Source organism: Variovorax sp. YR566 (assembly GCF_051992195.1).
Lineage (GTDB): Bacteria > Pseudomonadota > Gammaproteobacteria > Burkholderiales > Burkholderiaceae_C > Variovorax.
The window spans coordinates 3,443,350-3,457,164 of sequence record NZ_CP197092.1 but is presented as its reverse complement, the minus strand read 5'-3'; the positions used below and the strand labels follow the sequence as shown (position 1 = coordinate 3,457,164).

The 13,815-nt window shown below is 68.0% G+C and carries 12 protein-coding genes; 10 read left to right on the top strand and 2 right to left on the bottom strand.

From position 1 onward, the window contains the following. Positions 1-7: 7 nt before the first annotated feature. The 3 genes from ACTG4X_RS16105 to ACTG4X_RS16095 all read left to right on the top strand — a co-directional run bounded on the left by ACTG4X_RS16105 (position 8) and on the right by ACTG4X_RS16095 (position 2,725). Positions 8-1,162 (top strand): GNAT family N-acetyltransferase, encoded by a 1,155-nt coding sequence (locus ACTG4X_RS16105; protein ID WP_093074894.1) that lies wholly within the window; start codon positions 8-10, stop codon positions 1,160-1,162. Positions 1,163-1,231: 69 nt separating this feature from the next. Further along, the gene (locus tag ACTG4X_RS16100; protein WP_093174068.1) at positions 1,232-1,984 is read left to right on the top strand and encodes a hypothetical protein; all 753 of its coding nucleotides are present in this window, start codon (positions 1,232-1,234) and stop codon (positions 1,982-1,984) included. 99 nt (positions 1,985-2,083) lie between these two features. Beyond that, a complete protein-coding gene (locus tag ACTG4X_RS16095) occupies positions 2,084-2,725 on the top strand; it encodes a lysozyme inhibitor LprI family protein (protein WP_093054401.1) in 642 nt (213 codons plus the stop codon). A 1-nt stretch (position 2,726) separates the two neighbouring features. On the opposite strand, the gene ppa is transcribed toward ACTG4X_RS16095, so the two are convergent. Beyond that, positions 2,727-3,254 (bottom strand): inorganic diphosphatase, encoded by a 528-nt coding sequence (gene ppa / locus ACTG4X_RS16090; protein ID WP_093054399.1) that lies wholly within the window; start codon positions 3,252-3,254, stop codon positions 2,727-2,729. Positions 3,255-3,508: 254 nt separating this feature from the next. Here ppa and ACTG4X_RS16085 point away from each other — a divergent pair, with 254 nt between their 5' ends. The 7 genes from ACTG4X_RS16085 to ACTG4X_RS16055 are packed head-to-tail and all read left to right on the top strand — an operon-like array spanning position 3,509 to position 13,131. After that, complete coding sequence (locus ACTG4X_RS16085; protein ID WP_440534275.1) at positions 3,509-6,025, top strand: sodium-translocating pyrophosphatase; 2,517 nt, start codon at positions 3,509-3,511, stop codon at positions 6,023-6,025. 1 nt (position 6,026) lies between these two features. After that, complete coding sequence (locus tag ACTG4X_RS16080) at positions 6,027-6,395, top strand: nuclear transport factor 2 family protein (RefSeq protein ID WP_093054397.1); 369 nt, start codon at positions 6,027-6,029, stop codon at positions 6,393-6,395. 55 nt (positions 6,396-6,450) lie between these two features. Continuing rightward, a complete protein-coding gene (locus ACTG4X_RS16075) occupies positions 6,451-8,352 on the top strand; it encodes a YhgE/Pip family protein (RefSeq protein ID WP_440534274.1) in 1,902 nt (633 codons plus the stop codon). 16 nt (positions 8,353-8,368) lie between these two features. Next, entirely contained in the window at positions 8,369-9,805 is a 1,437-nt protein-coding gene (locus ACTG4X_RS16070; RefSeq protein ID WP_440534273.1) for a TolC family protein, read from the top strand. Next, positions 9,805-10,791 carry an HlyD family secretion protein gene (locus tag ACTG4X_RS16065; RefSeq protein WP_440534272.1) on the top strand — a complete coding sequence of 329 codons (987 nt, stop codon included), beginning with the start codon at positions 9,805-9,807 and terminating at the stop codon, positions 10,789-10,791. Before ACTG4X_RS16070 ends, ACTG4X_RS16065 begins: the two co-directional genes overlap by 1 nt. Before the next feature lie 7 nt (positions 10,792-10,798). Further along, positions 10,799-11,983: an ABC transporter permease gene (locus ACTG4X_RS16060; RefSeq protein WP_440534271.1), complete on the top strand. Its 1,185-nt coding sequence runs from the start codon at positions 10,799-10,801 to the stop codon at positions 11,981-11,983. Further along, entirely contained in the window at positions 11,983-13,131 is a 1,149-nt protein-coding gene (locus ACTG4X_RS16055; protein WP_440534270.1) for an ABC transporter permease, read from the top strand. Before ACTG4X_RS16060 ends, ACTG4X_RS16055 begins: the two co-directional genes overlap by 1 nt. On the opposite strand, the gene ACTG4X_RS16050 is transcribed toward ACTG4X_RS16055, so the two are convergent. Then, positions 13,128-13,757, bottom strand: coding sequence for a TetR/AcrR family transcriptional regulator (locus tag ACTG4X_RS16050; RefSeq protein ID WP_093074921.1), 630 nt, complete (start codon positions 13,755-13,757; stop codon positions 13,128-13,130). The genes ACTG4X_RS16055 and ACTG4X_RS16050 overlap by 4 nt on opposite strands. Positions 13,758-13,815 lie beyond the last annotated feature (58 nt).

Here is a 13,815-nt window from a genome sequence, read left to right as displayed (position 1 = left end):
AAAAGGCTTGAACGATTATGTCATTCGGGTTCTGTCGTCGCCGGCTGACGTGAGCCCGGACGCGTGGAACGCGCTGCTGGCCGCCGAGGCCGAGCCATCGCCCTTCATGCGCCATGAATACCTCGCGGCGCTGAACGACAGCCGCAGCGCCACGCCGGAGAGCGGATGGATGCCGCAGTTCGTCACGCTGTGGCAAGGCGAGCAGTTGCAGGCCGCGTGCCCGTTCTACATCAAGGACCATTCCTACGGCGAGTACGTCTTCGACTGGGCCTGGGCCAATGCCTACGAGCAGCACGGGCTCGCGTACTACCCGAAGGCCGTGGTCGCGGTGCCCTTCACGCCCGTGCCCGGCACGCGGCTGCTGGCGCGCGATGCTCAAAGCCGCACGTTGCTGGTGCAAGGACTCGTCGCGCTGTGCAAGCAGGAGGAGCTGTCGTCGCTGCACCTGCTGTTCGGCGCCGATGCCGACATCGCCGCCTGCACCGAAGCAGGCCTGATGCTGCGCAACACGGTGCAGTTCCACTGGACCAACGCCCAGTACCCCGACTTCGACTCCTTCCTCGCCAGCCTCTCGCACGACAAGCGCAAGAAGATCCGCCAGGAGCGCCGCAAGGTGGCCGACGCCGGCGTGAGCTTCCGGTGGTCGCGCGGCACCGACATCTCGAAGGCCGACTGGGACTTCTTCTACCGCTGCTACGAGCGCACCTACCGCGAGCACGGCAACCCGCCCTACCTCACGCGCGACTTCTTCCGGCGCATGGCCGACACGATGCCCGAGGCCTGGCTGCTGTTCGTCGCCGAGCGCAATGGCAAACCGATGGCCACCAGCCTGATCGCCCTTTCGACGCAGCGCGATGCACCGCTCGTTGCCTACGGCCGCTACTGGGGCGCGCTGGAGCGCGTCGACTGCCTGCACTTCGAGGCTTGCTACTACCAGCCGCTGGCCTGGTGCATCGAACACGGCGCCCAGCGCTTCGAGGGCGGCGCCCAGGGCGAGCACAAGATGGCGCGCGCGCTGATGCCGGTGAAAACCACCAGCGCCCACTGGCTGGCGCATCCGGCGTTTGCCGATGCGGTCGAGCGCTTCCTGGAGCGCGAGGGCGCGGGCATCGAGAACTACATGGACCACCTGGGCGAGCGCAGCCCGTTCAAGGCCGCTTGACCAGCCTTTCTTGCCATGCGGGGCTGCTATAAAAGCGCCCGATATCCACAACAACTCAGAGAGAACTCGATGCCATTCGTCGGACTGGGGCTGCACGTCCTCATTGCGCTGTTCTTCGCCGTGCACGCAATGCGCCACGGCAAGCAGATGTACTGGCTCCTCATTCTTTTCAGCTTCCCGCTGCTGGGAAGCATCGTGTACTTCGTGGTCGAGTACCTGCCCGCCTCGCGCATGCAGCGCACCGCCGGCAAGGTGGCCAGCGCGGCCATCGGCTTCATCGACCCCGAGCGCGAATACCGCGCGGCCACCGAGGCCTACGACCTCGCCCCCACGGCCCAGAACAAGCTGCGCCTTGCCAAGGCAGCGCTCGACAAGGGGCAGGCCGCCGATGCCGTCGGCCATTACCGCGACGCACTGAAGGGCCCGCTGGCCTCCGATCCCGAACTGCAGTTCGGCCTGGCCAGCGCCCTGTTGGCTGCGGGTGGAGCGACTGCCGGCCGCGAGGCATTGCAGGCGCTCCAGGCCCTGCGCGCCACGCGCGACGACTACCGCAAGGACGAAGTCGCCGTGCTCACCGCCCGCGCCCTCGCCGCCGACGGACGCCAGCCGGAAGCGCGCGAAGCCTTCGAGGCCGCGCTGAGCCAGTACAACACCGTCGAGGCCCGCGCCCGCTACATCGCATGGCTTGCCCAGCAAGGCGATGCCACCGGTGCACAGCGCCAGTGGGACGAACTCCAGCAGGCCGCTCGCCACTGGAACTCGCATGCGCGTTCGGTCAATCGCGAATGGATGCGGCTGGCCAGCGACGCGGTCCGCGCCTGAAGCGTCTCCTCTGTCCAAGGGCATAGTGCCCTTGACCATTCGGCACATCGACGGCGCGCGGCGCCTCTCCTAGCATCCGCATCGAGGAGAGAGAACCGCATGCCGCCCTTCACACGCCCTGCCCTCGTGGCACTCTGCTTCATGGCGGCCAGCCAGTTGGCCACGGCCGCCAGCTTCGACTGCGCCAAGGCCGGCAACGCCACCGAGAAAGCCATCTGCGCCGATCCCGGCCTGTCGCGCCAAGACGAAGCCATGGCCGCCCTCTACAAGCGGCAAGTCGAAATGCCCGGCACGGGCCAGTGGGCGACGTTCCTGAAACGCGACCAGCGTGACTGGATAGCTGTACGCAACCGCGAATGCCGCGGCAAGACCGAATGCCTCAAGCAGGACTACGAGCGGCGCATCACCTACCTGAGTCACCCGCTGCTGCATTGGATGGGACGCTATGTGGAAGGCCAATGCCCGAAGGACGGGCGCTTCCTCGACGTGACGCCCGAACTGGGCGGCACGCTGGACATCCAGATCTACGTTTGCCCCGACCCGCGCGGCAACATGCTGCTGCAGGGCAAGAACGTGCTCGACGGGCAGCGGCGCCTCGTGGTGCAGGAAGGCGGGCGTTGCACCCGCACACTCCAGTTCGACACCGACCGCGTCACCGTCTCGGACACGCCGGGCTGCGCGCCATCGCTGGCCGGCAGCTTCACGCGCGACCCGCGCCGCTCGCCCTTCGAGAACGAATAAATTACTTCTTGTAGCTGGCGATGCCGTCCAGGATTTCCTTCTTGGCCGCGTCGATGCCTTCCCAGCCCAGCACCTTGACCCACTTGCCTTCTTCCAGGTCCTTGTAGTGCTCGAAGAAGTGGCTGATGGCCTTCAGGCGCATCGGGTTCACGTCGTCGACCGACTTCCAGTGGCTGTAGATGGGCAGCACCTTGTCGGTGGGCACGGCCAGCACCTTGCCGTCGACGCCGGCTTCGTCTTCCATCATCAGGATGCCCAGGGGGCGGCACGGCACCACCACGCCCGGCAGCAGCGGATACGGAGCGATCACCAGCACGTCGACCGGGTCGCCGTCGCCCGACAGGGTCTGCGGCACGTAGCCGTAGTTGGCCGGGTAGTACATGGCCGTCGTCATGAAGCGGTCGACAAAAATCGCGCCCGATTCCTTGTCGACTTCGTACTTGATCGGGTCGGCGTTCATCGGGATTTCGATCACGACGTTGAAGGAATCGGGGACGTTCTTGCCGGGGGAAACTTTGTCGAAGGACATGACGTTTTTCGAGTAGTGGAAAAGTATGAGAGAGATGGGGACAAACCCGGAGTTTACTTTCCGTGTCACCGACCGGTCGCACGCGCACTCGTATTTGCCTGTAAATTGCAACCGTTGGCCAATCGGCTCCTCACCCTTGGTGCAGTGAGCTTCGAGGAAGCAACGCGGCGGAAAACATGGTCCCGTACGCGTTGCACGCAGGGCCCATGCTGTCCGTCTCCACAAGTCGCAACGAACGAATGGAGAAGCAAAGCATGATCGGCAACACCCCCCTGATACTGGCTATCGTCTGCGGCCTCGTGGCCGTGGCCTACGGTTTCTGGGCTCGAAGTTGGATTCTCGCGAAGGACGCAGGCAATGCCCGCATGCAGGAAATTGCAGCGGCCATCCAGGCCGGCGCCTCCGCCTACCTCGCCAAGCAGTACAGCACCATCGCCATCGTCGGCGTGGTGCTCGCCATCCTCATCGCCATCTTCCTGGACCTGACCACGGCAGTCGGCTTCATCGTGGGCGCGGTGCTCTCGGGTGCCTGCGGCTTCATCGGCATGAACGTGTCGGTGCGCGCCAATGTGCGCACCGCGCAGGCGGCCACTCAAGGCATCGGCCCGGCACTCGACGTCGCGTTCCGCGGCGGCGCCATCACCGGCATGCTGGTGGTGGGCCTGGGCCTGCTGGGCGTGTCGGCCTTCTACTGGGTCTTGATCGGCAGCAGCACGCCGGCGGCGGGCCACAGCCTTGCGGCCACCCTCAATCCGCTGATCGGCTTTGCCTTCGGCTCCTCGCTGATCTCGATCTTCGCGCGGCTGGGCGGCGGCATCTTCACCAAGGGCGCCGACGTCGGCGCCGACCTGGTGGGCAAGGTCGAGGCCGGCATCCCCGAAGACGACCCGCGCAACCCGGCCGTGATTGCCGACAACGTGGGCGACAACGTCGGCGACTGCGCCGGCATGGCGGCCGACCTGTTCGAAACCTACGCCGTGACGCTGATCGCCACCATGGTGCTGGGCGCGCTGATGGTTACCGCGGCGCCCACCAACGCGGTGCTGTACCCGCTCGCGCTGGGCGGTGTGTCGATCATCGCGTCGATCATCGGGTGCTTCTTCGTGAAGGCCTCGCCGGGCATGGTCAACGTGATGCCGGCGCTCTACAAGGGCCTGGCGGTGGCGGGCATCCTGTCGCTGATCGCGTTCTGGTTCGTCACCAGCTGGCTGATTCCCGACAACGCGATCGCCCCGAGCGGCAGCCAGCTGAAGCTGTTCGGCGCCTGCTTCGTCGGCCTCGCATTGACGGCCGCGCTCGTGTGGATCACCGAGTACTACACCGGCACGCAGTACAAGCCCGTGCAGCACATCGCGCAGGCCTCGACCACGGGCCACGGCACGAACATCATCGCGGGCCTGGGCGTGTCGATGCGCTCCACGGCGTGGCCGGTGATCTTCGTGTGCATCGCCATCCTGGCTTCGTACTCGCTGGCAGGCCTCTTCGGCATTGCGGTGGCTGCCACGTCGATGCTGAGCATGGCCGGCATCGTGGTGGCGCTGGACGCCTACGGCCCCATCACCGACAACGCCGGCGGCATTGCCGAGATGAGCGACCTGCCCGCCAGCGTGCGCGCCGTGACCGACCCGCTCGACGCGGTCGGCAACACCACCAAGGCCGTGACCAAGGGCTACGCCATCGGCTCTGCGGGCCTGGCCTCGCTGGTGCTTTTCGCCGACTACACGCACAAGCTGGAGAGCTTCGGGCTGAACATCAGCTTCAACCTGAGCGACCCGATGGTGATCGTCGGCCTCTTCATCGGCGGGTTGATTCCCTACCTGTTCGGCGCGATGGCCATGGAGGCCGTGGGCCGCGCGGCGGGCGCGGTGGTGGAAGAAGTGCGGCGCCAGTTCCGCGACATCCCCGGCATCATGGAAGGCACCGGCAAGCCCGAGTACGGCAAGGCCGTGAGCATGCTGACCGGCGCGGCCATCAAGGAAATGATGATCCCGTCGCTGCTGCCAGTGCTGGTGCCGATCGTCGTCGGCCTGGTGCTGGGGCCGAAGGCGCTGGGCGGGCTGCTGATGGGCACCATCGTCACGGGCCTGTTCGTCGCCATCAGCATGTGCACCGGCGGTGGCGCCTGGGACAACGCCAAGAAGTACATCGAGGACGGCCACTTCGGCGGCAAGGGCAGCGAGACGCACAAGGCCGCCGTCACCGGCGACACCGTGGGCGACCCCTACAAGGACACGGCCGGCCCGGCCGTGAACCCGCTGATCAAGATCATCAACATCGTGGCGCTGCTCATCGTGCCGCTGGTGGTGAAGTTCCATGCCGGCGATGCGGCGGCTGCCGTGCCGGCGAAGGTCGAGATGCCGCCGGCCGCGACCGCGCCCGCCGCGATGGCTCCGTCGACGCCTGCCGCGGTGGTTGCTTCGGGCGCTGTGTCGGCCGCAGAAGCCGCAGCGGTGAAGGTCGAGAACGGCGTCGTGAAGTTCTACTTCGCGAGCGCCAGTTCCGAGGTAGCGCCCAACGCCAAGGAAGCCCTGGCCGACGTCATCAAGGCCGTGCAAACCGGTAGCACCGTGCTCGTGAGCGGCTACCACGATGCCAGCGGCGACCCGGCCAAGAATGCCGAGCTTGCCAAGCAGCGCGCGATGGCCGTGAGCGATGCGCTCAAGGCCGCTGGTGCGCCAGAAGACAAGATCGAGCTGGCCAAGCCCGAGCAATCGCAGGCCGATGGGCCGCCCGCCGAGGCGCGCCGCGTTGAAGTCAAAGTAAAGTCCTGAAATGCCCACGCCCGAACGACTCGAATCATTCATCGCCGCCGTCGAAGGCGGCGCGCATGCCAAGGCCATCGAGGACTACTACACCGAAGATGCCACCATGCGCGAGAACCAGGCCGAGCCGCGGCGCGGCCGCAGCACGCTGGTGGCGCAGGAAAGCGCCGTGCTCGACCGCACCGAGTCGGTGGTTTCCACCTGCGTGCGGCCGGTGCTGGTGAACGGCGACCACGTAGCGATCCACTGGATCTTCGAGTTCACGTTCAAGGGCGGCAGCAAGATGCGAATGGAAGAAATCGCCTGGCAGCGCTGGGAAGGCGAGCGCATCGCGGAAGAGCAATTCTTCTACGACCCCGCCCAGAAAAAGCCGGGCTGACCGCTTCTGCGCGCAAACCCCACCGCCATGGCGCTGCTGCAGACCTCCTAGCCCCATGCGATACCTTCACGCACTGTTCGCCGGTACCTGGGCCATCGCCCGGGCCGAGCTGGCGATCGTGCGGCGCTTTCCGCGCATCCTGCTGGCCGTGGTGGCGGTCGGCGTGGTGCCGGCGCTCTATGCGCTGATCTACCTCACGAGCGTGTGGGACCCGGCCGGGCACACGGCCGACCTGCCCGCCGCCATCGTCAACCAGGACCAGGGCGTGACCTACATGTCGCGCACCGTCAATGTCGGCGACGAACTCACGCACACCCTGCTCGACAAGCGCGCCTTCGGCTTCCGCGCGATGACCGACGCGGAAGCCGCGCGCGCCGAAGTGCGGCGCGGCACGCTGGCTTTCGCGCTGCTGATTCCAGCGGACTTCAGTGCCAACGCGGTACCGGGTGCGCAGCGCGGCGCCGGGCAACTGGTGGTCTACACCTCCGAAGGCAACAACTACAGCTCGGCCGGCCTGGCGCGGCGCTTCGCGGGCGAGCTGGGGCACCAGGTCAACGAGATGCTCAACGAGCAGCGCTGGGGGCTGGTGCTGAATGCGGCCTCCGGTTCGCAGCAGCGGCTCGACAGGCTCAAGCAGGCGCTGCTGGAACTGCGCGACGGCAGCCAGACGCTGGCCAACGGCGCGGCCCAATACAGCGCCGCCGCGCAGCAAGTGAGCAGCGGGTTCAAGCAGGTGAACGGCGGCATCCGAACCATCGAATCGAAGCTGCCGGCGGACGCTGACCTGCGTGCGCTGAAGGCCGGCTCGCAGCAACTCGCGGCAGGCCAGCGCGAGCTCGGCAGCGGGCTCGCGCAGATCGGCGACGGACTCGGCCAGCTCGAAGCCGGTGCCGGACAGCTCGGCGACGGCGCGCGCAAGATGCAGAAGGATTCCGCCGACATCCCCTTCGTGGGCGAGCGCATCGCCAAGGGCGCGGGCGAGCTCGCGGCCGGCGCCGACAAGCTGCGCGGCGGCATCGATCAGGCGCAGGGGGCCATGGCCAAGGCACAGGACGGCAATCACAAGCTCGCGGCTGGCGCCACTGCGCTCGACGGCGGCGTGGGCAAGCTCACCGACGGCATGGGGGCGCTGTCCGGCGGCATCCGCACCATGGCCGGCAAGCTGCCGGCGGACAAGAAGCTCGACGAGTTCGTGCAGGGTGGCGCTCAGCTTGCGCAAGGCGCGCAGCGCCTGCTGACCGGCGTGCGCACCATCGAAGCCGCCCTGCCCGCTTCGATCACCCGCATCCAGGGCAGCGCCTCGGGGCTGGCCGACTCGGTCGAGCCCAAGGTCGAGGTGGTAGCACCGGTGGACAACAACGGCAGCGCCTTCGTGCCGAACATGGTGTCGGTGGCGCTGTGGATCGGCGCGGTGATGGCCGGCTACCTGTTCAACATCCGCATCGTGCTGGCGGACCACACCCACTACCCGAAGCTCGCCAAGACGCTCGGCAAGATCACCATGCCGGCGCTGATCGTGCTGCTGCAGGTGGCGCTGGTGCTGGCCACGCTGCTGGGCGTGCTGCAGGTGCAGGCGCCGCACGTGGCCGCCCTGGCGCTCACGATGGCGCTGGCCTCGCTGGTCTTCCTGGTGGTGCTGTTCGCGATCCTGCATGTGTTCGGCGACTTCGGCCGCATCCTCACGGTGCTGCTGCTCACGCTGCAGCTGTCGGCCGGTGGCGGGGTGTTGCCCGTGGAGCTTTCGGCCGGCTTCTTCCGCACGGTGCACAGCTGGCTGCCGTTCAGCTGGGTGGTGCAGGCCTTTCGCGCGGTGATGTTCGGTGCCTTCGACGACGGATGGGCGCATGCATGCTGGGTAGTGGTGCTGTCGGGCGCAGTGGCCGTCGGGCTGATGGCCCTGTTCGGCAAATGGAAGGAAGTGCTGCTGGCGGACTACCGGCCAACGGTGCAGATCTGAACAGCCCCCTGAAACGATGACACGCTGCCGCCAAGCCCTTTCTCCTTCTCTGTGCCTGCTGCCGGCACTGCTGGTGCTGGGCACCGCGGCTTTCGCGCAGGCCCAGGCCCGCAACGACGACACCCTGTCGCTGAGCTTCGAAGCGGCCCGCGCCCGCATGCTCGATCGCTCCGACAAGCTGGCCGCGGCCCGCGCGGCGGTCGAGTCGAAGGAACTGCAGGGCCAGGGCCTCAAGGGGCTCGGCGGCCCGACGATCAGCGTCTCGGGGCTGGCCTATGCCTACAACGCGAACCTGAATCTCGACCTCGATCCACTCAACCAGAAACTCGGGCAGATCGGCTCGGCGCTGCCGTCGTCCATCCAGAGCGTGATCGCGCGCGTGCCGATTCCGCAGCTGCCCAACAGCTACACGCTCAACCGCCACGACACCGGCGCCAACACATCGATCTCGGCCGTGTGGCCGCTCTACGTCGGCGGCGCGACCGATGCGGTGCGCGGCTTCGTCTCGGCGCAGACGCGCGAAGCGCAGGCCGATGCCGAACAGGCCGGCCACGAGGTCGACACGCTGCTGGTACAGCGCTACTTCGGCGCCCAGCTCGCGCAGCGCGCGGCCACGCTGCGCGCGCAGGCCGAGCGAACGATCGCACAGCATGATTCGGCGGCGCAGAAGATGCTCGCGGCCGGCGTGATCTCGCGCGTCGAGCGGCTGCAGGCCAGCGCCGCGTATGAGGAAGCACGGCGCAATGCGCGCAAGGCCGAGAACGACGCGGCGCTCGCCGCCGTGGCCCTGGCCCGCACGGTGCGCGCCGACGGCAGCGTGGCGCCGCAGACGCCGCTCTTTCTCATCAGCACGCCGATCGAACCGCTCGGCTATTTCATCGACTCGGCGCTCACGCGGCACCCGGGCCTGGGCAAGGTCGCGGCCAAGAAATCGCAGGCCAAGCAATTGCACGAAGGCGAAGAGGCGTTGCGCCGCCCGCAAGTCATTGCCTTCGGCACGCGCGAACTCAAGGGCGGCAACGCCGACTGGGTGGCCGGCCTCGGCGTGCGCTGGACGCTGTACGACTCGGTCGACCGCGACGCCCTGTCGGCTGCTTCACTCAAGCAGGTCGAGCAGGCCGAGCGCACCGACGCTCAGGCGCGCAGCGACATCTCGCTGCTGGTCGAACGCAACTGGCGCGCGCTGGAGAACTCGCGCCGCCAATACCTCGAGATGAAGGCCTCGGTGGAGCTGGCGCAAGAGGTCGTGAAGCTGCGCACCTCGGGCCTGCGCGAAGGCACGAGCACCACGCTCGACCTGATCGACGCCGAGACCAACCAGGCCAAGGTGCTGACCGAACGCGCGCAAGCCGCCAACGACTACGTGCAAGCGCTTGCGCAACTGCTCGAAAGCGCGGGCCTTTCCGAAAGGTTTTCCGACTACATCGCGCGTGCCGACGTGAAGGTGAATTGATGATGAGTGCCAAGACCCGAAAACTGATCGCGATATTCGCCGCCCTGCTCGTGCTGGCGGTGCTCGTCTGGGGTTTCTGGCGCGCGTCGCAGCCCGCGCCCGAGGTGTTCCAGGGCCAGATGGAGGCGCGCGAGACCGACGTCGCAGGCAAGGTGACGGCGCGCATCGCCGAAGTGCCGGTGAAGGAAGGCGATCGCATACAGGCCGGCGCGGTGCTGGTGCGCATGGACAGCCCCGAAGTGCGCGCCAAGCTCGCACAGGCCACTGCCGCCGAACAGGCCGCGCAGGCCGTCGCCGACAAAGCGCAGAACGGCGCCCGCCCGCAGGAGGTCGAGATGGCGCGCATGCAGTGGCAGCGCGCCGAAACCGCGGCCCAGCTGGCGCAGACCTCGTACCGCCGTGTCGACGGACTTGCGCGCGAAGGCCTGGTGGCCGACCAGAAACGCGACGAGGCCGAAGCCAACTGGAAGGCCTCGCGCGACGCCGCCATTGCCGCCAAGGCGCAGTACGACATGGCACGCATCGGCGCCCGCCCCGAGGACAAGACCGCCGCCAGCGCGCAAGCGCGCCAGGTCGCCGGCGTGGTAGCCGAGGCCGAAGCCGCCAAGGCCGAGACCGAGCTACGCAGCCCCGTCGGGGGCGAGGTGGCCAAGGTGCTGGCCAAGGTCGGCGAGCTGTCGCCACAGGGCGTGGCCGTGGTCACGGTGGTCGACCTGAGCGACCAGTGGGTGGTGCTCAACGTGCGCGAAGACCGGCTCGCCCACTTCGCGCTCGGCAACGAATTCGATGCGCGCCTGCCGGCGCTGCCGGAAGAGAGGCGCACGGCCCGCTTCAAGGTCTACTACAGCGCCGTGCTGCCCGACTTCGCGACGTGGCGCGCCACGCGCGGCGGCACCGGCTTCGACGTGCGCACCTTCGAGGTCCGCGCGCGGCCGCTCAAGCCCATCGACGGCGCTCGGCCCGGCATGAGCGTGCTGGTCGACTGAGTTAGCGATGAGCCTGCGCGGCTTTTCCGCAGCCAGCGCACGGCGCGAGTTCGCGCTGCTGCGCACGCGCCCCTGGGATCTGGCGATGGTCTCGTGGGTGCCGCTGCTCGCGGTGTTCCTGATCTGGTGGATCTTCTCGGCCGGCCTCCCCGAGCGGCTGCCGATCGGCGTGCTCGACCAGGACCACTCGTCGCTCTCGCGCCAGCTGGTGCGCTTTCTGGACGCCACGCCCGGCCTGCGCGTGGTGCAGCGGTACGGCGACGAAGGCGAGATGGCGCGGGCCTTGACCAGCGGCGCGGTCGACGCGGCGGTGCAGTTGCCGCGCGACCTGAGCCGTGACGTCAAGCAGGGCCGCGTCGGGCAGGTCGTGCTGCTGCACAACGCGCAGCTCGGCACGCATTCGAGCCTGATCCAGCGCGACGTGCGCACCGCCGTGGCCACGGTTTCGGGCGGTGTCGAGCTCACGGTGCGCAACAAGCGCGGCGAGTCGATGACGGCGGCGCGCGTGAGCATGGAGCCGATCAAGGCGAGCATGGTGGCGCTGTTCAACACCTCGACCGACTACGAGCAGTTTCTCGGTGCAGCGCTGATCCCGGCGCTGCTGCACATCCTTGCGATGACGGCCGGCGCCTGGGCCGTGGGGCGCGAGCTGCGCGACCGCAGCATCGGCGAGTGGCTGGGCGCCGCGCCACGATGGCACGAGGCGCTGGCAGCGCTGGCGGGCAAGCTGGCGCTGCCGTTCGCGAGCCTTTCGGCGGTGGCCATCGCGGCGATGCTGTGGATCACCGCGGGTCGCGGGTGGCATCCGGTCGGTTCGCTCGGGTGGACGCTGTTCGCGCTGGTTGTGTTCCTGGCGCTGTCGATCGCGCTCGGGGCTTTCGCGGCGGCACTCACGCGTTCGCTGCGTACCGCGCTGTCGGCCACGGGCTTCATCACTGCGCCAGCCTTCGCGTTCGGTGGCGTGGGCTTTCCGCTGGTCGCGATGCCCTTCTTCGCGCAGATATGGGCCGGCCTGCTGCCCTACACGCACTACATCCGCGTGCAGATGGAGCAGTTGCAGATGGGCGCGCCGGTGGTGTATTCGGTCGCCACGCCGCTGTGGATGGTGCTGGGCACGGGCGTGCTGCTTGCCGCGTCCGCCGGTGCGCTGGTGCGCGCAGCCGGAGCGCCCGGCAGTTGGGGTGGACGCTGATGACTGACGAACGGCTCCACCTCGGCGCCGCATGGCGCGACACCGCGCTCGCCGTGCTGCGCGACAAGGGCGTGCTGCTGATCATGCTGCTCGCGCCCATCATCTACGGCTTCTTCTACCCGTGGCCCTATGGCACGCAGGCCGTGACGCGCGTGCCGGTGGCAGTGGTCGACCAGGACCACACAGCGCTGTCGCGGCAGATCGCGCGCTTCGCGCTGGCCAATCCGCGGCTCGACGTGCGCATGGTCACGGGCGATGTGCACGAGGCGCAGCAGGCGCTGTGGCGCGGCGACATCGAAGGCTATGCGCTGCTGCCGGCCGACCTCAAGCGCGACGTGCTGCGCGGCACCTCGGCCGTCGTCACCATCGAAGGCAACGGCGCCTATGCGCTGCTGAACAAGGCGGTGCTGTATGGCTTCTCGGAGGCCGTGGGTACGGTGTCGGCCGGGGTCGAGATCCGCAAGCTGCAGGCTGGCGGCCAGAGCGCGATTCAAGCCGCTCGCAGCCGCAGTCCGCTCAACACGCAGCTGGTCGCGCTGTTCAACCCGACCGAAGGCTATGGCAGCTACGTGGTGCCGGCGGTGGCACTGCTGATCCTGCAGCAGACGCTGCTGATGGGCGTGGCGATGCTGGCTGGCACCTGGGCCGAGGCGGGGCGGCTGCGGGCGTCGATGGGAGCCTGGCTGGGCCGGCTGGGGGCGCTCTCGGCGTTCGGCTTTCTGAGCGGGCTTTTTTATTTCGGCTGGGTGTTCTTCTTGCAGGACTACCCGCGCGGTGGCAATCCGCTCGGCGCGCTGGTGTTGCTCGCGTTCTACGTGCCGGCGATCTGCACGCTGGGCTTGGTGCTCGGCTGCTGGTTCCGAGACCGCGAGCGGGCCTTGCAGGTGCTGCTGTTCACCGCCCTGCCGATGGCCTTTCTCTCGGGCTTCTCGTGGCCAGTGGAGGCCTTGCCGGGGCCGCTGCAGGCACTGCGCTGGCTCTTCCCGAGCACGGCGGGCATACAGGCCTCGCTTCGGCTCAACCAGATGGGCGCGCCGCTGCATGACGTGCTGCCCTACCTCGGCATGCTGCTGTCGCTGACTCTTGCGGGGCTGCTGGCGCTGTGGCTCGCGGCCACCCAGCGCACCGCCGGGTCGAAGCGCGTCTAGCGCTGGCTCTCGGCCGCCACGGCGCGCACCAGCCGCGTGGCGGGCGCCACCAGCTCGCGCAGGTCGCCCGCGCGGTCCTGCTCGATGGCCTGCAGCACCAGTTCGTTGATGCCGCCGACCACGGTCATCGCCATCTCGCTCGTCAGGTGCACGGCGGGGCCATCCGCGCTGTCGCTGCTGTTGATCGCCACCTGGATGAAGTTGGCGATCTCGTCGTTCACCCGGCGCCGCACCACCAGGCCCGGCATGCCGAGCCCCAGGATCTCGACGAAGAGCGTGCGCAGCAGCACCGGGTCTTGCGCGAGGTAATCGAAGTACGCGGTCATGGCCTGCTCGACCTGCGCATGCCAGGGCTGCACCGGGTCGAAGGCCTCGCTCACCGCCTGCAGCGCGAGCCGGCTGGCGGTTTCGTAGAGCGCGATCAGGCACTCGGTCTTGGTGCTGAAGTGTTCGTAGAAAGTGCGGCGCGACACGGCGGCCTCGCGCACGATGTCGGCAATGGTTGTCTCGGCGTAGCCCTTGGCTGCCACGGCGTGCGCCATGCCCTGCAGCAGACGCTTGTAGTGCTCGCTCCCTGGGCCCTCGGCGGACTTGGAAGGGGCTGCTTTTTCGATGGTTTCGCTCATGAACGGCACATTTTCCTACGTCTCGGTACTTGACAGTACCAATTCACAATTGCAACAT